The sequence below is a fragment of the Paenibacillus rhizoryzae genome (genome assembly GCF_059686995.1).
In genome coordinates this window covers 172,265-191,361 of record NZ_JCAALT010000007.1, presented here as the reverse complement: position 1 = coordinate 191,361, position 19,097 = coordinate 172,265, and the positions used below count along the sequence as shown (strand labels likewise).

At 48.2% G+C, this 19,097-nt stretch carries 20 protein-coding genes; 15 read left to right on the top strand and 5 right to left on the bottom strand.

Annotation, left to right across the window (positions count from 1 at the left end; genetic code table 11):
- Positions 1-5 precede the first annotated feature (5 nt).
- The 8 genes from AC6ESO_RS21460 (at position 6) to AC6ESO_RS21425 (ending at position 7,234) form a co-directional block, all read left to right on the top strand.
- Positions 6-1,100 (top strand): Gfo/Idh/MocA family protein, encoded by a 1,095-nt coding sequence (locus tag AC6ESO_RS21460; protein ID WP_497093169.1) that lies wholly within the window; start codon positions 6-8, stop codon positions 1,098-1,100.
- Positions 1,101-1,130: 30 nt separating this feature from the next.
- Positions 1,131-2,033: a TIM barrel protein gene (locus AC6ESO_RS21455; RefSeq protein WP_494819840.1), complete on the top strand. Its 903-nt coding sequence runs from the start codon at positions 1,131-1,133 to the stop codon at positions 2,031-2,033.
- A gap of 75 nt (positions 2,034-2,108) precedes the next feature.
- Positions 2,109-3,134, top strand: a complete 1,026-nt coding sequence (locus AC6ESO_RS21450) for a LacI family DNA-binding transcriptional regulator (protein ID WP_497093168.1) — start codon at positions 2,109-2,111, stop codon at positions 3,132-3,134.
- 64 nt (positions 3,135-3,198) lie between these two features.
- Positions 3,199-4,290, top strand: a complete 1,092-nt coding sequence (locus AC6ESO_RS21445; protein WP_497093167.1) for a fatty acid desaturase family protein — start codon at positions 3,199-3,201, stop codon at positions 4,288-4,290.
- Positions 4,290-4,604: a Rieske 2Fe-2S domain-containing protein gene (locus AC6ESO_RS21440; RefSeq protein WP_494819837.1), complete on the top strand. Its 315-nt coding sequence runs from the start codon at positions 4,290-4,292 to the stop codon at positions 4,602-4,604. The genes AC6ESO_RS21445 and AC6ESO_RS21440 overlap by 1 nt, the downstream gene beginning before the upstream one ends.
- Positions 4,605-4,717: 113 nt before the next feature.
- Positions 4,718-5,116, top strand: coding sequence for a VOC family protein (locus AC6ESO_RS21435; RefSeq protein WP_497093166.1), 399 nt, complete (start codon positions 4,718-4,720; stop codon positions 5,114-5,116).
- A 234-nt stretch (positions 5,117-5,350) separates the two neighbouring features.
- Complete coding sequence (locus tag AC6ESO_RS21430) at positions 5,351-6,007, top strand: GntR family transcriptional regulator (RefSeq protein ID WP_497093165.1); 657 nt, start codon at positions 5,351-5,353, stop codon at positions 6,005-6,007.
- Between the two features lie 54 nt (positions 6,008-6,061).
- Entirely contained in the window at positions 6,062-7,234 is a 1,173-nt protein-coding gene (locus AC6ESO_RS21425) for a helix-turn-helix domain-containing protein (RefSeq protein WP_497093164.1), read from the top strand.
- 65 nt (positions 7,235-7,299) lie between these two features.
- Here AC6ESO_RS21425 and AC6ESO_RS21420 read toward each other — a convergent pair whose 3' ends face one another.
- The gene (locus AC6ESO_RS21420) at positions 7,300-8,208 is read right to left on the bottom strand and encodes an RraA family protein (RefSeq protein WP_497093163.1); all 909 of its coding nucleotides are present in this window, start codon (positions 8,206-8,208) and stop codon (positions 7,300-7,302) included.
- A gap of 305 nt (positions 8,209-8,513) precedes the next feature.
- On the opposite strand from AC6ESO_RS21420, the gene AC6ESO_RS21415 reads away from it, so the two are divergent.
- Genes AC6ESO_RS21415 through AC6ESO_RS21400 form a run of 4 tightly spaced genes read left to right on the top strand, consistent with a single transcriptional unit; the run spans position 8,514 to position 12,650 of the window.
- Entirely contained in the window at positions 8,514-9,437 is a 924-nt protein-coding gene (locus AC6ESO_RS21415) for a carbohydrate ABC transporter permease (protein WP_497093353.1), read from the top strand.
- The gene (locus AC6ESO_RS21410) at positions 9,434-10,264 is read left to right on the top strand and encodes a carbohydrate ABC transporter permease (RefSeq protein ID WP_497093162.1); all 831 of its coding nucleotides are present in this window, start codon (positions 9,434-9,436) and stop codon (positions 10,262-10,264) included. Before AC6ESO_RS21415 ends, AC6ESO_RS21410 begins: the two co-directional genes overlap by 4 nt.
- A 38-nt stretch (positions 10,265-10,302) precedes the next feature.
- On the top strand, positions 10,303-11,649 hold the full coding sequence (locus AC6ESO_RS21405; protein ID WP_497093161.1) for an ABC transporter substrate-binding protein: 1,347 nt from the start codon (positions 10,303-10,305) through the stop codon (positions 11,647-11,649).
- A gap of 38 nt (positions 11,650-11,687) precedes the next feature.
- Positions 11,688-12,650 (top strand): mannonate dehydratase, encoded by a 963-nt coding sequence (locus AC6ESO_RS21400; RefSeq protein WP_497093160.1) that lies wholly within the window; start codon positions 11,688-11,690, stop codon positions 12,648-12,650.
- Between the two features lie 59 nt (positions 12,651-12,709).
- Here the strand turns inward: AC6ESO_RS21400 and AC6ESO_RS21395 are convergent, their stop codons facing one another.
- From AC6ESO_RS21395 to AC6ESO_RS21385, 3 genes are all read right to left on the bottom strand, one after another.
- Complete coding sequence (locus AC6ESO_RS21395) at positions 12,710-14,101, bottom strand: mandelate racemase/muconate lactonizing enzyme family protein (protein ID WP_497093159.1); 1,392 nt, start codon at positions 14,099-14,101, stop codon at positions 12,710-12,712.
- Between the two features lie 136 nt (positions 14,102-14,237).
- Positions 14,238-14,501 (bottom strand): sensor histidine kinase, encoded by a 264-nt coding sequence (locus tag AC6ESO_RS21390; protein WP_497093158.1) that lies wholly within the window; start codon positions 14,499-14,501, stop codon positions 14,238-14,240.
- Entirely contained in the window at positions 14,498-15,055 is a 558-nt protein-coding gene (locus tag AC6ESO_RS21385) for a response regulator (RefSeq protein ID WP_497093157.1), read from the bottom strand. The genes AC6ESO_RS21390 and AC6ESO_RS21385 overlap by 4 nt, the downstream gene beginning before the upstream one ends.
- Before the next feature lie 98 nt (positions 15,056-15,153).
- On the opposite strand from AC6ESO_RS21385, the gene AC6ESO_RS21380 reads away from it, so the two are divergent.
- The 3 genes from AC6ESO_RS21380 to AC6ESO_RS21370 all read left to right on the top strand — a co-directional run bounded on the left by AC6ESO_RS21380 (position 15,154) and on the right by AC6ESO_RS21370 (position 17,718).
- A complete protein-coding gene (locus AC6ESO_RS21380) occupies positions 15,154-15,900 on the top strand; it encodes a phytanoyl-CoA dioxygenase family protein (protein WP_497093156.1) in 747 nt (248 codons plus the stop codon).
- Positions 15,901-16,112: 212 nt separating this feature from the next.
- Positions 16,113-16,286, top strand: coding sequence for a Spo0E family sporulation regulatory protein-aspartic acid phosphatase (locus AC6ESO_RS21375; RefSeq protein ID WP_497093155.1), 174 nt, complete (start codon positions 16,113-16,115; stop codon positions 16,284-16,286).
- Between the two features lie 484 nt (positions 16,287-16,770).
- Positions 16,771-17,718, top strand: coding sequence for a hypothetical protein (locus AC6ESO_RS21370; RefSeq protein ID WP_497093154.1), 948 nt, complete (start codon positions 16,771-16,773; stop codon positions 17,716-17,718).
- A gap of 323 nt (positions 17,719-18,041) precedes the next feature.
- On the opposite strand, the gene AC6ESO_RS21365 is transcribed toward AC6ESO_RS21370, so the two are convergent.
- The gene (locus tag AC6ESO_RS21365) at positions 18,042-19,088 is read right to left on the bottom strand and encodes an SIS domain-containing protein (RefSeq protein WP_497093153.1); all 1,047 of its coding nucleotides are present in this window, start codon (positions 19,086-19,088) and stop codon (positions 18,042-18,044) included.
- Between the last annotated feature and the right edge of the window lie 9 nt (positions 19,089-19,097).

Below are 19,097 nucleotides of genomic sequence, written 5' to 3'. Positions count from 1 at the left end.
CAAGGATGAAACAGCTTGATTTTCAAACCATCATTCGACCTGAGATGCCGAAACGGATGGATTACCGGATAGGATGTATCGGATCCGGCTTTATTATGCGGGATTGCCACCTTGTCGCTTATCGCGATGCCGGATTTAACCCGGTTGCCATTGCGTCCCGTACGTACGAGAATGCGAAAGCTGTAGCGGAGCTTCGTAACATTCCGAAGGTTCACCGTACATGGGAAGAGCTCGTACGCGACCCGGAAATTGAAATTCTCGATATCGCATTGCCGCCGGATCGACAGCTTGACGTAGTTCGCGAAGCGGTCAAACAATCGCATATTAAAGGTATTCTATGCCAGAAGCCGCTGGCGATGAATTCGCAGGAAGCGCGTCAAATCGTCGAGCTATGCGAGGCAGCAGGGATCAAAATCGCCGTAAACTCCAACATGCGATACGACCAATCGATCCGCGCGCTTAAAGCGATTCTTGAAGGCGGATACTTGGGACAGCCAGTACTTGCAACGATCGAGATGCGCGCGATTCCGCATTGGCAAGGATTCCTTGAGCAATACGAGCAAATCGAAATTCTCAACATGGGTATTCATCATATTGATGCATTCCGTTACCTGTTCGGCGACCCTGAGAAAATCACAGCCGTAACGCGCAGAGATCCGCGCACGAAGTTCTCTCATATCGACGGTATTTCGCAATACACGTTCCAATATGAAGATGAGCTCATGGCGACCAGCTTGGACGATGTATGGGCTTGGCCGGGCGAAGGTACGGAGAAGGACATTTACATCAAATGGCGCGTTGAAGGCTTGGATGGCATGGCTACAGGAACGATCGGCTGGCCGCGCTATCCGGAGCATTCGCCAAGTACGCTGGCATTCACGACTCGTCAGCAACCGAACGAGTGGATTCGCCCGGAATGGGATTCCGTTTGGTTCCCAGACGCCTTCCAAGGCACTATGGCACAGCTGCTGCGCGCCGTGGAAACAAACAGCGAGCCGGAGATCGGCGGCCGCGATAATCTTAAAACGATGGCTGCAGTCGACGCTTGTTACAAGTCCATCGCTGAAGGCAGAACAGTAAAGTTATCGGAATTCATTTAACCCCAAATATAACGCGCGGAGGTCATCATTATGTTACAAGTCGGTATTTTCAACGCTTATTATCCTTATTCGCTTCAGGAATCGATCGCAAGAATGAAGAAGGACGGTTTCTCTTGCGTACAGCTGGACTTGGCTTTCAAAGACATGGATCTATCCTTCGATTCCTTGACGAAAGAGAAATGCCGCACGATTCGCGATGCATTTCGTGACGCGAATCTGCCAATCGTCTGTATCTCCGGGTATACGAACCTCATTCATCCCGATCCGGTGAAACGCAAGCAGAACATCCACGGCGTGAAGAAAATTCTTGAATTTGCTCGTGACCTTGGCAGCCCGTATGTAGTTAGTGAAACTGGTACTTTCAATACGGAAAGTGATTGGGTTTGGGATCCGAAGAACGCTACTGAAGAAGCTTATGAGGAAGTAGCGACCACGATTGAAGATCTGGCGAAATTTGCTTATGACAACGGCTCCGTATTCTTGATCGAGAACTACGTGAACAACGTAATCGGCTCTGTTGATCAAGTATCTCGTTTGCTCTCGGATGTGAATCATCCGGGTCTTGGCCTACTGATGGATCCGACTAACTATTTCACAGACAACAATATTGATCATATCGATGAAACGTTGAACAAGATCTTCAATGCACTTGGCGACAAAGTCAAAATCGCGCACGCCAAAGATTGCATGAGAGCTGTAGATACATTGGAGAAACATGCGAATATCGACGCTTCGGAATCGCATTCGTTCCGCGGTGCAGGCGCAGTCGAGCTTCCGGCTCCGGGGCTTGGCAATTTGAACTATGATCTGTATCTGGAGCGTTTGGCGAAGCTTCACCCGAACATTCCGATCATCATTGAGCATTTGGAAGAAGAGGACATTCCGCGAGCGAAAACGTTCCTTGACAATAAACTCAAATCAGTTGGCGTATAAAGGCTCTTGTGAGATTAAATCATTCGCTCTATAATAGTAGGTGCCCGAGCACAACTTGAGCAATAGGAGCGAATTATGACCGTAACCATTAGAGAAATTGCCAAGCAGGCAGGGGTATCGCGAGGAACCGTTGACCGGGTGCTTAACGACCGGCCCGGCGTGAAACCAGAGGTTCGCGATCGAATTCTAAGCATCGTAGCTGAATTAAATTATGTACCCAATATTGCTGCTAAAGCGTTAGCGTATCAGAAGAAACCGCTTGTATTCGGCATTATTATGCCGCCGCAGGAAATTCAATTCTTCGAAGCCATTCGGAACGGCATCAGCGTTGCGGCAGAGGAGCTTAAGGATCTTGGCGTCCGTTTGGAGTATCGATTCGTCGATAACCAGAGTCCCGAAGAAGGGGCTGCTGCCATTCGCGAGCTTGTGGAAGCCGGCGTAAGCGGGATTATGTTCTCCGTCATGGACGATGAATTGATTCGCGCGAGCATCGATTACGCTGCTGAACGGGCCGTTCCGATTGTTACATTCAACTCGGATGTGGAGCTCAGCAAACGGATTTGTTTTGTTGGGCAGGATTTGCATAAGAGCGGAATGGTTGCTGCCGGTCTGATGAACCGCGTCTTGCAAGCAAATGCGAAAGTGTTGATTGTAACGGGGAACTTGAAGTTCCATGCGCATCGTTCGCGGGTCGAAGGCTTTAAGCAAGGACTTGCGGAGCATGGGAATAAGCTGGAAGTGCTCCATGTAATTGAGGGCTTCGACCGTTATGCGGATACGCATTTGCAGCTGGATTGCGCACTTCGTACGAATCCCGATATCGGTGGCATTTACATGGCGACAGGCGATATCGGCGCATGTGTAGACATTATTAAACAGCATCACCTAGAAGGAGCAATTCGAGTTGTCTGCAACGATTTAATCCCGCCCGCCATTCAGGGTCTGCGTGAGCGGATTATTGATTTCACGATTGTGCAGAATCCGGAGAGACAAGGGTACTTGTCGCTGCGCATCCTGTTTGATCATGTGTTTGCAGGTAAGCAGCCGGAGTCCGAGCATCATTATACAGAGACACATATTTATATTCCCGAGAGCCTGTAAGGCTTTCTTTTTTGGGGAATTTCGTGCCCGCGCACGAATATAAATAATTAAGGAGGCGGTCATAGTGGCAATTGTCGTGCAACGTAGAGATTACAGTTTGAAAGGCATCGAGAGCAAACGCGCGGATGAGAGAGGCTTGGCTTCCGCAGAGTGGCATCAAACCCCGATTCCACGTGCGAAGATGAAGGAATTAATGAAGCGGAAGGATGGTCCGGCGATCCGAGATACGCTGATCTGGTTTGGCGGTCTTATTATTCTTGGCTTCCTTGCTTATCAATCTTGGGGCACATGGTGGGCCGTTCCGGCATTCTTCCTATACGGACTGCTCTACGCAACACCGGGAGATTCCCGCTGGCATGAATGTGGACACGGCACCGCATTTAAGACACCTTGGATGAATGATGTCGTTTACCACATTGCTTCTTTCTTTGTACTGCGCTCGGCAACGCCATGGCGCTGGAGTCATGCCCGTCATCATACGGATACCATTATCGTTGGCCGCGACCCCGAGATCATTACTGCAAGACCGCCGGTTTGGAAAATCCTTTACATGCAAATTTTCCACCTGTATGGCGGCCCGCTTGCAATCAAAAGCTTCCTTCTGCACACATTCGGCAAACTGGATGAGCAGGAGAAGGATTATATTCCGGCTTCCGAGCATCATAAAGTGTACCGTGAAGCACGCGTTTACATGCTGATTATTCTAGCTGTTATTGCAGCTTGTATCTACATGGGCAGCATTTTGCCAGCTATGTTCATCATTCTTCCTTCCTTTTATGGTGGTTTGCTCGTGCTAACGTTCGGGATTACGCAGCATTTGGGTCTTTATGAGGATGTGCTGGATCATCGGCTGAACACCCGGACAATCTATATGAATCGGGTATTCCGTTTCCTTTATTGGAACATGAACTATCACACCGAGCATCATATGTTCCCGATGGTTCCGTTCCACGCCTTGCCTAAGCTGCATGAAGTCATGAAGTCCGATTGTCCGGAAGCTCGTCCGAGCCTATGGGCAGCGCTGAAAGAAGTAATCGGAGCGCTTCGCAAGCAGAAGGACGATCCTTCCTATGTAGTTGTTAAGCCGCTGCCAGATACAGCCCTACCTTATCGCTACGGTCCTAATATGGACTATCAAACAAGGAGTGAAGCATAGTGTCAAACGTATGGGTAGAAGTTTGCGATGCTGATGAAATTGAAGTCGAGGATGTTATCCGCTTCGATCAGGACGATCGTTCCTTCGCGGTATACCGTACAGATAAAGGGGATTACCACGCGACTGACGGTTTCTGCACACATGGGAAGTACCATCTGTCAGAGGGACTTGTGATGGGGAAGCAGGTTGAATGTCCGAAGCACAACGGTCGCTTCGATATTACAACCGGCGCAGCCGTACGAGTACCTGCTTGCGTGGATTTGCAGTACTACCAGGTCAAAGTAGAAGACGATAAAGTGTTTATTCTAATCTAATTTCGTACCAACAGAAGGCACCGAATGGATAGGGAGAATTTCCTGTTCGTTCGGTGCCTTTTCATGTATCATAAACCTATATTGGTTTAATATTCCAGTGAAGAGGTGCGTCTATGAGTGAGCAAGCAGTTGTCGCTAATATATCCGGTTCATCGATTGTACTATTAGTTAGAGATATTCAAGTTTCTGCACAGTTCTACAAGAAACTCGGATTTTCGTATGAAGAAATAGGTGGACACGCCCACGTTGCCAGAGGAAATATTACTTTCATTATGCATGCTGCCATCAACCCGGAGGATGTTAGACCGTTTTCATCGGCGGCAGGAGGATTATATTTCGATGCATTTGCTTATACTGACGCCGTTGACTTGTTGGTTGACGAATGTCAAACCCAAGGCGTTGAAATCGTCAATGGCCCGAATTACTCGGAGCAGTGGAGCGAGTTTACGATAAAAGATTTGGATGGTTATCGGATCACTTTTGGCGGCGGAGTTAGCAAGAAGATAGAGTAGGTTCTGAAAAAACAGGTTATACCGCTTGCATCTTTGATGGATGTAGGCGGTATTTCTTTTTGAATGACAAAAGTGTAGTAGAAGAAGCAAGCTATAGGTCATTGGTGATAAGACTCAAGCATGATTCACGGGATTACAAAATATGACAAAAATAGCGATTGTCGGTTCCTCAGTCGATCTCTATAATAGAGCTATATCCAACATTATCGATAATCGATAATGTTAAAAGGAGCAGTGAATGCCATACGCAGCCCTCATGCGGATTACCCCATCAACTCGATAAGCGAACATGTCTATGCGGATTTGAAGAAGGCTATTCTCGAAGGTGCTCTACAGCCAGGCACTCGTCTAATCGTGACGGAGATCGCGGGTAAATTCCAAGTCAGCCAAGCTCCTGTCCGGGAAGCGTTGGAACGACTGAAGCAAGAAGGCCTCATCTGCGGCATTCCGAATAAAGGCTCCGTCGTATCCACGATAACGGCAAAAGAAATAAAAGATATTTTCGTCCTGCGCGAGATCATCGAAGGTTTTGCCGTCAGGCAATCGATGCCCCTATTAACAGAAGAGGACTTCGAATATCTGCATCTCATTATCGGAGAGATGGAAATCGCGAATCGGCAGCAGGAGATGATACGCATTCTGGAGCTGGATATGGATTTCCATGCATTCTTCTATAAACGTTGTGACAATCAGGCTGTTCTGGAGCTGTGGAATCATATGCGCACGAAGGTGATGCGGTTTATGGCAATTTCCAACCGTCATCATACCACGGAGGTTCTGGCCGAGTGGCATCTCATGCTTATCGATGCTTTGCGCTCTGGCGATCCGGATGCGGCAGCGACGGCTTTTGTAGAGCACATGCACGCTTATAAGATAATTGATCTTGAGTAGCAGCATGAAAGAAACCATCAGCTGGTTAACATCCGTTCGTAAAGGGGATAGAACATGCTAAGCGAAGGGCTGTTGTATAAGGATGATGTCATTTTGACTTGGATGAGGGATCGGTTTCTTCAAGATCTTGTCTTAGGTCTCAAGCCGAAAAACACAAATTTGAAAGATAGCTTATCTCGTTTGAATTTGAATCCCTATTTCACCTACCCTGCTTTAGCGATAGTTGAGCCGACATCGTCTAATTTGGTGGAGAAGGAAAAAGTGCTTCTCGAGGAAATGCGGGATTATTTGCAGCAGCAGGTATCCGGTCCTACCGGAAGTATTGTATTTATGGATGATCAGAATCGGATTGCCTTGTTGTTCTCGTGGGTATCTAAGGCGGAATTGGAGAAGATTCAAACCAAGCTGAGCAGGCAATTCAATCTTCAAATCAACATCGCTGTTGGAAATCCTTGCAGTCAGTTAACGGATATGAAACAATCGTATAAACAAGCATTATTCGCACTGCAAGATAAGTTTTATCTTGGAATGGGCCATATCATCTATTACAGCGAACTCCCCGAATATTTGGAATGCTGCGATTATCCGGCAGACAAGGAGCTTGAATTACATGAAGCTTTGAAAATGGCAGACTCTGCTGCCGATATCGAAGAGGCGGTTGAAGCCTTCTATCATTCCTTGCTAGAGCAAGGACCGGTCGACATCAAGGCTATGTATGAATTGACGGCTCGCCTATTAATTGGAACGGAGAAGAAGCTGCTCACATCCCCCAATTATGACAGCGCTTACAATAAATTGGAAATTATGTCCATCGCGAAGATGCAAACCTTACAGGAAATAAAACAATATGTCTCTCATTTCTTATCCGGTATAAGAGAAGCCCTGTCCCAGGACCAGAAGGAGAGCCACCGTAGCATTATTAAGAAAACCATCCAACACATGGAGCAGGAATACCAGGCGTTATCGCTGCAAAGCGTCGCGCAGAAGGTATATATGACACCGACTTACTTAAGTCTGCTTTTTAAGCTAAACACCGGCAAAACCTTTATCGAACATTTGACCGACATTCGGATCGAGAAGGCTAAGAAGCTGCTTGTCAGCACGCATTATAAAAATTATGAAGTAGCTGAGCAGGTGGGTTACCAGGATCCTCGTTATTTCAGCCAAATCTTCAAGAAGAAGGTAGGTTTATCGCCGACAGAATATCGGGAAACGGTCGCGAATTAGCAAATAAATAGGACTCCGGAGAGCGTTCTTAACGCTTACCCGGAGTCCTTCTTTATTGGTTATGGCTACAATCGAACGTCGTGACTGCGGCTTCCGCCGTCGTCTAGTTTCGCTGCGCTTTCCAGCTCCTTCTCCCACGTTAAATGGCGGTATTCCGCAGCTGCCGGTTCGTTAGTAAACCAGTCGACAAAATCATTCCAAAGCGACATATTCCATGCCGCATCGATTTGAGCGGTCGAGTAGACGCCTTCCTTGAGACGGACGAAGCCGAAGATATCGCGAACCTGCGATTTCTCTGCCTGCACAACAGTAAGCTCGGCAAGGTGCGGTGGAATGAAAATCACGCCTGCAGGAGTGCCGAGCACGATATCTCCGGGCAGACAAATGGCTTTTCCGATGCGGGTAGGCACATTCATGCCCACCATCGTGACATCCGCAATGGCAGTCGGGTCACTCCCCCGATAATAAACATTGATATCCTCGATTTCGACAATTTGCTGATTATCGCGAATGCCGCCCCATATAACCGCACCTCCACGTTTCGTGCGGGTAGATATTGCCGTACTCAAATTTCCGCCAACATACGTACCGAGATGGACCTTGTCGAACATATCGACAACGACAACATCGTCCTCCACAAGGGAATCAATCACCCACTGGTTAAAGAAACCTTTGCGGCCTTCCTGTTCATGGCCGTATTTCAAGAGCGTTTCATGCAGATCGGGACGCTTAGGAACCATTACTGCGGTCACTGCGCGTCCGACCATAATCTGATCCGGATGAATGATTTTGAACTCTCCTTCAAATTGAAACGTATATCCATGGTTCCAAAGAGGGCCCCACGCTTCCTCCAACGTGATTTTTCGCATGCGGCGCAGTACATCCTCGGAAACTTTAGGACGGCCATTCGGGAAACGCTCCCCTTCCCATAGCGGGGTTAACTGTACAATATCTTCCGGGTTATCAAATCTCACCGTTTGCACCTCTTTCATTTGGTTAAGTAGGTGAATAAATAATCTTAAGTCTATTGTTAAGGACAAATCAGATATTGTCGATGCGAGGTTTTTAAGGTCTTTCCTCCGGAACGCATAATAATTTCACCTATCCTTCAATCGTTTTAAATAAATCAAACCATTTCGTAAAATTGTCACCTTCACTCATGTAACCGTTTTCTATTAGAGTATAGACGAGCTCTAACTTACAAAAAGATTACATCCTTTCAAGAGGAGGAGATCCAGGAGTGGCAACTGAAACGTTAGCCCAAGCATCACGCGCGGAGTTGGCGAGAGCAGCTTCCTTACGAAAGCGAAAAAACAAGGAAGAAACCAATGTAGCCGGGTATCTTTTTATTGCCCCATGGTTAATCGGATTTTTGTTGCTTACGTTATGGCCAATCGCGCAATCCTTTTATTTATCGTTCACGGAGTATTCTTTGCTGGAAGCGCCGGTTTGGACCGGAACAGACAATTACGCCACTATTTTTTACCATGACGATACCTTCACCAAATCGTTAAGCGTAACGTTTATGTTCGTTCTGATCTCGGTCCCGCTAAAGCTGCTCTTCTCGCTGCTGGTTGCGATGGCGCTCAGCAAGAATATTCGGGGGATGAATCTCTACCGGACGGCGATTTACTTTCCTTCCTTAATCGGGGGAAGCATCGCGGTAGCTGCGCTTTGGCGCAATATGTTCGGCTTGGAGGGTTATGTGAACCAAGTGTTGTCCTGGTTTGGCATTCAAGGCTTAGGCTGGATCACGAATCCCCACACCTCGCTGGGAACACTCATTCTGCTTAATGCATGGCAATTCGGTTCTACGATGGTCATTTTCTTGGCCGGCCTCAAGCAAATCCCGCAGGAGCTTTACGAGTCTGCCTCGGTAGACGGTGCAGGACGTTTCCGCAAATTTGTCAGCATCACGCTGCCGATGCTCTCGCCGGTCATGTTCTTTAACCTCGTGCTAGGAATCATCGGATCCTTTCAAACCTTTACTTCGGCTTTCATCATCACCAAAGGAGGTCCGATCAATTCGACTTACATGTATGCGCTATTCCTGTACGAGAAAGCCTTTAAACATTACCAAATGGGCTATGCTTCCGCCCTGGCATGGATTCTGCTCGTCATCGTCGCACTATTGACCGCGCTTAACTTCTTAGCCTCACGTTATTGGGTATTTTACGAGTCGGACGGAGGGAAGGCCAAATGACTACGATTCGGTTTAAGCTATCCAATCATTTGTTTCTCTCTTTATTCTCGCTCTTGATGCTTTATCCGGTGATTTGGTGGATCGGCGCTTCCTTGAAGAAAGCGGAAGAGCTGAGATTACCCACCATTTGGCCAGCCGTACCGATGTGGGAGAACTACAGCAAGGGCTGGAATTTCTCTGCCGACTACAGCTTCGCCCACTTCTTCGGCAACACGCTGCTGATGGAGCTTGGCAACGTAACGGGCGGGGTACTGACCGCAGCGCTAGTAGCGTACGGATTCGGGCGGCTGCAATTCAAGTTTCGCGGCTTCTGGTTTTCGATTCTACTGCTTACCATGATGCTGCCGGGCCAGGTTACCGTGGTGCCGCAATATATTCTCTTCAATAAGCTCGGCTGGGTGGACAGCTATATTCCACTGGTGCTGCCGCACTTCTTCGGCGGCGGAGCCTTCTTCATCTTCCTGCTCGTTCAGTTTATTCGCGGCATTCCGCGCGATTTGGATGAAGCCGCCAAAATTGACGGCAGCTCGGTATATGGGATTTTCTTTCGCATTATTTTGCCGCTGATTAAGCCTGCGCTTGTTACGGTAGCGATCTTCACCTTCATCTGGAGCTGGGATGATTTCTTTGCACAGGTGCTGTATATAAGCTCGATCGATAAGTTTACGGTCGGTCTGGCGCTTCGAATGTTTATCGACCAGTTTGACATCCAGTGGGGACAGCTGCTCGCCATGTCTTTCCTGTCCATCATGCCATCTGTGATCATCTTCTTATTTGCCCAGAAGTATTTTGTGGAAGGAATATCCACGACCGGTTTGAAGGGTTAGCCCCCAATACGATGAAGATTCGAGAGGAGATGGAAGGAATGAGAAGAAGAGGATCGGCTAGTCTATTGTTATTGAGCTTGGCTACGGCGCTAACGGTAACAGCGTGCAGCAGTGGAGGCGGCGACGGCAATACGAACGGCAATAACGCGGCTGGGACCGAGACCGGAGCCAATAATGAAGCTGCGAAAGGCAACAACGAGGCTACCCAGTTAAGCATTATGTGGTGGGGGCCGGATGCTCGGCATGAAGCAACGAAGAATGCACTGGCGATCTACACCAAACAGCATGCCGGAGTGACGTTTAAACCGGAATTCATGGCCTGGGATGCCTATTGGCAGAAACTTCCTACGCTTGCGGCTTCCAAATCGATTACGGATGTCCTGCAAATGGATGCCGCGTTTCTTCAAGAATATGTAGCAAGAGGGCAGCTGGAGGATTTGTCCGATATCGATTTAAGCGGAATCGTGGATCCGAAGGTCATTGATAATTTGAAAATCGACGGAAAATTGTACGGGATTCCGTTAAGCCAGAATGCAGCGGGCATTGCGTTCAATAAAGAGGAGCTGACGAAATACGGAATTGCGCTGCCGAAGCAGAATTGGACGTATGATGAGTTTTTCCAATGGGCTAGAGATGCGCGGGCGAAGCTGCCGGAAGGCAAATATCCGATCGGGGATTCGGGAACATGGGATTCATTCAACTTCTATCAGACCTCCATGGGCAAGGATCCGGTCATGGCCGATGAAGGGAAGAAATTTACGCTCGATAAAGATTTGTTTATGACTTACTACAAGACGTACGAAGAATTCCGTAAAGCCAAAATCGTACCGCCGGCGGAACAAGCAGCCGCTTTCCTCGAGAACGATCCGCAGGCTGATCCGATGGCATCCGGCGTGCTCATGACGCGCGGCGCAACGACCGGTTCGGTAAGCGCGCTGGAGCAGCTGATGCCGGGTAAAGTGGGCGTCGTCAACATGCCGATCGGTCCTTCGGGAGGCGGCTGGGCACAATCGACGATCTTCCTAAGCGTCAGTGCGAATTCCAAGCATAAGGATGAAGCCAAGAAATTTGTGCAATGGTTCATTTCGGACAAAGAAGCCGGCAATGCATTGGGGCTGACTCGAGGTATCCCAATTAACCCGGAGATATATAAGACGCTAGAGCCGACGCTTGAACAGAAGGACAAGCTGGGTAAAGAAATCTACGACCTCTCGGTAGAGAAGGCGCTGCCATTCTATTCGGCTGCTGCGGGATTTTCGGAGTGGGTAGATACGTATAAGAAGGAAATGGAGGCCGTCTCGTACGGGCAGCAATCCATCGAAGATGCGTATGACAAGATCAACAAAATGGGTATGGACTTAGCGGCAAAAGCCGCTTCGAAATAACCACGGACATAGATTCCGATGAAGAGGAGAGAACGACTATGAAGCTAGCTGAATTTTTCTCCTCACAGCCCTCTCAGCTGTGGGAGCTTGCGAAGCAAATGAACGTGAACTATGCGGTAGGCGGCCTGCCATGGGAAGAGAAAACCGAGAAGGCTTGGGACCTCATGCCGCTTATTCGGATGAAACAGCGGTATGCTGATCATGGCCTGTCTCTGTTAGTCATTGAATCGATGCCTCCAAGCAATCATATCAAGCTCGGTACTGAGGGGCGCGATGAAGAAATCGAGAATTTCCAGAAGTTCATCATTAATATGGGTGCAGCCGGCATCCCGGTGCTCTGCTACAATTTCATGGCTCAGTTTAACTGGTTCCGCACGTCTACAACAACCAAGACGCGCGGAGGGGCGCTCGTTTCGAGCTATGACCATAGCTTGATGAAGGATGCTCCGCTGACGGAAGCAGGCATTGTGACGGAGGAGCAGCTTTGGGAGAATCTCCATTATTTCATGGAACGCATCGTTCCGGTTGCCGAGGAAGCTAAAGTAAGACTGGCGCTTCACCCGGATGATCCGCCGATTACTCCGATTCGCGGTGTCTCCCGAATTCTTCGCAGCGCGGATGCGCTGCAGCGTGCGATTGATTTAGTACCTAGCCCGTACAATGGCATTACGCTCTGCCAGGGGACGATGGCTACAGCGGGGGAAGACATTCCAAGCGTCATTCGCCGATTTGCCGAACAAGATAAGCTATTCTTCGTCCACTTCCGCGACGTGAACGGAACGCCGGAGAAATTTGAAGAGACCTTCCATGATAATGGCAAAACCAACATGCTCGAAGCGATGAAAGCCTATTATGAAGTTGGTTTTACCGGACCGGCAAGACCTGACCATGTGCCGACGATGGCCGGCGAAGCGAACGAGAATCCGGGCTACGAGCTGCTCGGCAGATTATATGGAATCGGCTATATTAATGGATTAATGGAGGCTGCTTCGGCCGGGTAACGCAAAGAAACAGTCCGCAGGTGATTTACACGACCGGCGGACTGTTTTTTTTATTTCGATTAGCTCCAAAGCCGGTCATTGGAATAGTAGTTATTCCACTGATCTGTCGATTCCCACAGGCCCGGAATTTCAGGATGCAGATGCTGCTTGAGCAGCTCATCATTTAAGTCATCGATGCCAAGCCCTGGCGCATCCGTTAGGGTTATGAATCCATTCTGCACCAGCTTCTTCGGAAGCTTGCTGCCGATGACGATATCATCCCACCATTCCACTTCGCAGGAATGATACTCTAACGCAAGAAAATTCTCCGTGGCCGCGGCGACGTGGGCAGCCGCCAAACATGCGATCGGGCTTTCCGCCATATGAATCGCCATTGCAACGCCGTAATCCTGCGCCATATCGCCAATTTTCTTGGTTTCCAGAATGCCGCCCGATGTTAGGACGTCAGGATGGATAACCGAAACGCCGCCGGCTTCGAGAAGAGGCTTGAAATTTTCCTTTAAATAAATATCTTCGCCGGTACAAATCGGCGTCGTAACCGCACGTGCCAATCTCGCATACTGCTCCGTATACTGCCAAGGGATCATATCTTCCATCCAAGCCAGATTGAATTTCTCCACCCGGTTGCCTAGTTTAATACAATCCTCCAGACCGATGTGACCGAAATGATCAATTGCAAGCGGTACTTCATAGCCGATAACCGCTCGTACATCCGCCACATATTGCTCCAGCACATCCAGACCTTTGTCCGTCACATGAACGCCTGTGAACGGATGAGCGATGTTATGTATATCATAATGACGATTTCGGATATCGCGAACTTCTTCTTCTGACAGACCGGCAGCGTTTAGCTTGTAGCGTCTTCTTGACTTGTCTATCATTTCTTCAACAAAACCGAGAGGAGCGCTCAGGGTTCCGGGTTGATCCATCAATTGCCCGATACCTAGGTCCATTTTGAGGAACGTAAACCCGTCGTCCATTCTTTTCTTAAGAGCGACACCCATTGCGGTACCTGTATTCTTACCGCTGACGTCCGTATCGCAATACATCCGGATCTTGTCTCGAAACTTTCCGCCCAGCATTTGATAAATCGGCACGCCATACGCTTTGCCTGCCAGATCCCAAAGGGCGATTTCAAGACCGCTGACGCCGCCGCCTTGACGGGCATGTCCGCCGAATTGCTTAATCCGGCGGAATAGTTTGTCGATATTACATGGATTTTCGCCGAGCAGCCTGCCCTTTGTTATTTGAGCATAGACCTTGTCGGCTCCGTCGCGCACCTCTCCAAAACCAACCAGACCCTGATTGGTATACACTTTAATCAAGCTGCTATGGAAAGGACCGCCAACAATGTCGGTAAAACGGATATCCGTGATGCGAAGCTCAGATGGACTGGAATGCGTAGTTACATGTGCAAGTGTTTCTTCATAGGTGTTTGGCTTATTCGTCAACTCATTCACCCCGATTGAATAGAAGTAGCGATGCAACTTAATCTTAGTGAATTCCATTGGTCGGTCGCGATACCGTAAAATTATGATTTCGTTTGTTTTCTTTGGAGAAAAGACAGGTGTTATTCTTTCGTACGGCTTATTGTGGAAGTGGTGCAGGCCAAACGATTTCGACCCTTATTCCTCCGAGTGTTGAGGGAGAGAATCGAATATCAGTGCCTTCGCCGAATTCCAGGACAAGCCTTCGAAACACATTCCATATGGCGTAGCCCATATTCTCATTCAGAGGGGCATGCAATTTATGATGAAGGCTATCGATTTCCTCCAGGGTCAGTCCTATTCCGTTATCTTCAATGACGATCTTGTTCTGTTCACCGAGGATGCTGCCTGTGATGCTGATCATACAAGAACCTTGCAGATTCCGTAATCCAGAAGCGAGATTCCGTTCCTATCCAGCGTCGTTGCTTGCACATCCTCCATCCGGATCAGCATGAAGCAGAACGTCCCATAATCTTGATATGGAATGCCGTAGAGTTCTAATTTGGATTGCAAAGTTTCTTGTGGATAGCGTTTTCCCATAATCAGCTCTAGCAGCAGTTTCTCCTTAAGCACAGGTATATGTTCCTTCAGTGCATGGACTGCACGCTGATAGGATCCGGCTTCTTCCCATTGCCGCTTGATGTATGGGATGACGTTTAAGACGGAATTTACTAAATGCTCATAACGAATGGGCTTTAGTAAGTAATCATCCGCCTTGTTCCGGATGGCTTGCTGAGCGTAAGAGAAATCGGAGTATCCCGTTAAAATAATGCATCTGGTTTTTGGGGAGATTTCATGGATTCTTTCAATCAGTTCTAGTCCGGACATTTCAGGCATACGAATGTCAGATATAATGATGTCTACGGCATGTGACTCTATTATCTCAATGGCTTCATCGCCTGAATAAGCTTTAAACACATGATGGATGAACCAAGGGATGTTGTCAGCCAAACTATCGACATAGGGAAAGCCGTTTCAGAAAGATATGAAATTGAAAAAATAAAGGAGGATAATACATGATTCTGAATCAGGAAGAGATCGCTCAATATCATAGAGACGGATATGTGCTTGTGAACAATCTGTTTGATCGGGATGAAATTAATCCAATGATTCGCGAAATTGAAGGCGGCGAACGGGTAGCAGGTTCAACGTTTAGCAACGATGACCGCTCGGGCCTAAAAGCCAAACTGACGATCTGGTTTGAGCTTAGCCCGGACATGTGGTCAGCCGTTTCGACCTGTCCGCGCCTAGTGAATAATGTAAGTGTCTTACTCGGCGAAGATGCAGCTTTCTTTCATGGAAAAGTCATGCTGAAGGAGGCTCATTCAGGCGGGGCTTGGGAGTGGCATCAGGATTATGGCTATTGGTACGATCAAGGTTTTATGTATCCGAATATGATCAGTGTATTTATTGCCCTTGATGCGGCAACCAAAGAGAATGGCTGCCTGCAGGTACTCCGTGGCTCACATAAGCTCGGGCGACTGGAGCACGGAAAAGTAGGCGGGCAAACCGGTGCCGACGTGAACCGCATTAATCATGTCCTGTCGATGTTTGAACTTGTTCACTGTGAGATGACGCCGGGCTCTGCGCTGTTTTTCCACAGTAATCTCTTGCACTCTTCCGCACCAAACCTGTCGGATTACCATCGCCGTACTTTCGTCTCTTGTTATAATGCAACGAGTAATCCGCAGCTTCAAGGGGATGGAGTCAAACACTATGATAAATGTCCGGTAGGCACGGATGATTGGTTGAAGAAGTTCTAAGCCGCAACGAAATAATCGTGTTGTTTAAGCCGCCCAGCCAATCGGGCGGCTTTCCTTTGTTTATAAATCAATAAATAAATGAAACTTAGCATGAAATAAATGACCCCATCTAATATACTTCAAATATATTCCTAAAATTTCCTTGTTATTATGGAAGTATATCCGGTGCAATAGCAGTGCCCAAACTAAATCATGGAACGGAGAATGGTGCAATGGAATCTTATTTGCAAGAGAAAATTGAATCATTACGTTTTGAAATGAATGAACGGGCATGCCGGCACGGAAGCCTCACAGATGAGAGAGTCGTCTATGTGAGTCAGCAGTTGGACAGATACATATTTGTTTATCAGAAGCTGCAGCGAAAACGATATAAAAGCAAATCGTAATCATCGATTTGGTAGAATAGAATCCAAACGATACCGAGCGGTTGTCGGTCATGGTTTGGGTTTTTTGTTTGTTGGCGCGTTTGTTCTGGCAATGACTGAAATAATAATGGTAAACTATAGCTGTTATTATTTTACAAAACAAGGAGCAGCTAATGAATATAAGGTTCCTATCGAAAGAAGAATATTTGGTAGATGGCATTCGAGTGGACAATTTATTTGACCGGCAATACTGTATCTTTGATTTGGAAGGCACGGGCAGTTAACCGGAATTACAAATGAAAGTTAATAGACGCACCATCGTATTCGGAGGTTTATCGTCGCTTTGTTGATTTTTGCGGGGATGCTGTTCTCTGATGCATATTCTAGCAGAATATCGCACGAAGCAAGTAGCTGATTTTGACCTGACGGAAGGTTTGAAAGTGCGGAGGTTCATCATTCCACCGATGTATTTGACCTAGAAAAAACGATGAAGTGAGGAGATCATATGTCTGAAATCTTGAATCGTCAATTGCTTGAAGCGAAGGAACGCGTTCATCATCTTCATAAGGCGCAGCGCAAAAGAGAGGAACTCATGAAGAGGCTTCATTCGCAGGAACGTCTTATTATCCAATATGAATTACAGTTGGAATCTGAACAAGCAGATGTCGAGCGTTTAACGGGTTTGACGTTGACTAATATTTTTCATACGATCCTTCGCAGCAAGGATGAACAGCTTGAAATGGAAAGACAGCAGGCGTTGCAAGCCGCGCTCAAGTTGCAGGAAGAAAAGCAGAGACTTTCTGATACGCAGGAAGAATTGAAGTTAATTGGCGATGCGCTTGCTGCGTTTAGCAGTGCAGAGTATGAATATCAAGAGCTGATGAAAGCGAAGGAAGCGGCGCTGCGCAGCGGTAGCTTCGGTTCTGAAGCGCTAAGAAAGATGGAGGATCAAATTGCCGAACAGACTCTCTTAGTAAAGGAAATTAAAGAAGCGATAACGGCCGGTAAACGTGTCATGGCTTCGCTGGAGGATGCTTCGGAAAGTTTGGATAAAGCGGAAAATTGGGGCAACTGGGATTTATGGGGCGGCGGCGGAGCTATCAGTACGCATATCAAACATGGCCATGTAGATGATGCCAAAGGATTTATCCATCAAGCGAACCATCAATTGCTCGATTTCCGCGATGAGTTGAAGGATCTCGATCGCAGCATGAACATCGTCATCGATATTAGCGGAACGCTGAAGATGGCTGACTATTGGTTTGACGGCCTGATTACGGATTGGATCGTCCAAGGTCGCATCAAGGATTCGCAACAACAAACCTTGGACGCTATTCATAATGTTCGCCAAGTGATCAAACAGCTCGAAGCGGAGTATTCCAAAGCAGAAGCGGCACGTGCCGGCTTCGTCACGAAGCGTCAAAACTGGATTGAAGATACGGCGAGCGGGTAATGGATAAGTAAGAAGATGGCTCCTTTATGATGAGGAGGCCATCTTCTTTTTTATGCTCTGGTGGAGCGAAAGTAGCTGTGGAAGCGGCAGCTGCGTCCTAAGAAATTCTAACGAACCGTATAGGTCTTATTTTCGTGAAATTGGACTCACGAAAAATCTAACGAATCGTAGAGACGCTATTTAGTCCAAATAGCCAGTTGGGCATGGGATATCGGCTGAATAAGGCCTGTAGGATTCGTTAGATACTCAAATGGCCCAATTTGGGGCAAATAAGGCCTCCAGAGTTCGTTAGAAGTTCGGGAGGAGGCGCTGCGCTTCAACCATTAAAGCTTAACCCATGCCGTTAAGCCGTCCGGCTCATCGGGATTGATTCCCTGACGTTCCGCACTGCAAAGGGCCACGATCTGAGGAATGAATAGGAACGGGATACCTTGAACCGGCAGACGAAGCTGCGATTCCGTCATGACGGTGAGGTCAACATCACCTGCTGAGATGCTGGCAGTTGCATCGCCAAATGCGATTACCTTCGCACCGCGTGCGCGAATATCATGCATCAGCTTACGTTGATGCTCGCTTCCTGCGCTAGTGAGATGAGCAATTACGAGCGTGTCCGGACCAACGGTCACCATCGGACCATGGCGAACATCGAGCACATGAAACGCATGAGCCTGCACTTTAGCGATTTCCGTCAGCGCGATTGCGCCTTCGGCCGCTAGGCCGTGCAGCTCTCCGTCAGCGAGGAGGACGGCATTCGTCCAGCCATAGTCGCTCGTCTCACGGATTGCGGACTCGGCGCGTTCCATATAAGCTTCTCCTTGGCTAATCGCAGCGGCGATGTCGGCGAGAACGTGCTCGTCGTTGCCAAGAAAGGCGGCGATCATGAGATTAGCGGTATATAAATTGGTAACGGTTCTTGTCTGGCACACGCTGTGGTCAAACGCCCATGGCAGGGAAAGGGTGAGATCTGCGATTTCGGATAAGGCGGAGTCGATGATGTTGCATGAGATCGCCAGTACCGGCGCATCGCCGCGTGCTTTCAGCAGCCGAACCGATTCTACGATCTCGCTCGTCGAGCCCGAGCGCGATGGAGCAACGAGAAGTGTATCGCTGAGAAGGGGGGCGTAGGCTTCAGCATGGAGCAGCAAATCCCCGCCCGCAAGTGCAGTAGCGGGAATCCCGGCACGTAAGCGAACGGAGAACGACGCCGATTCGCTGAGCGTATAGCTCGAACCGCATCCGATAAACGTAACCGAGCGTTTGCCTTGCGAATGAAAGAAATCGGTAATCACGGTGCGATTCTTCAGCATATAGTCGTACGTTTGCTGCAGGGCCGAATATTGCGATTTTATTTCCTCATAGGTCAAGCTCATCGGAATCCT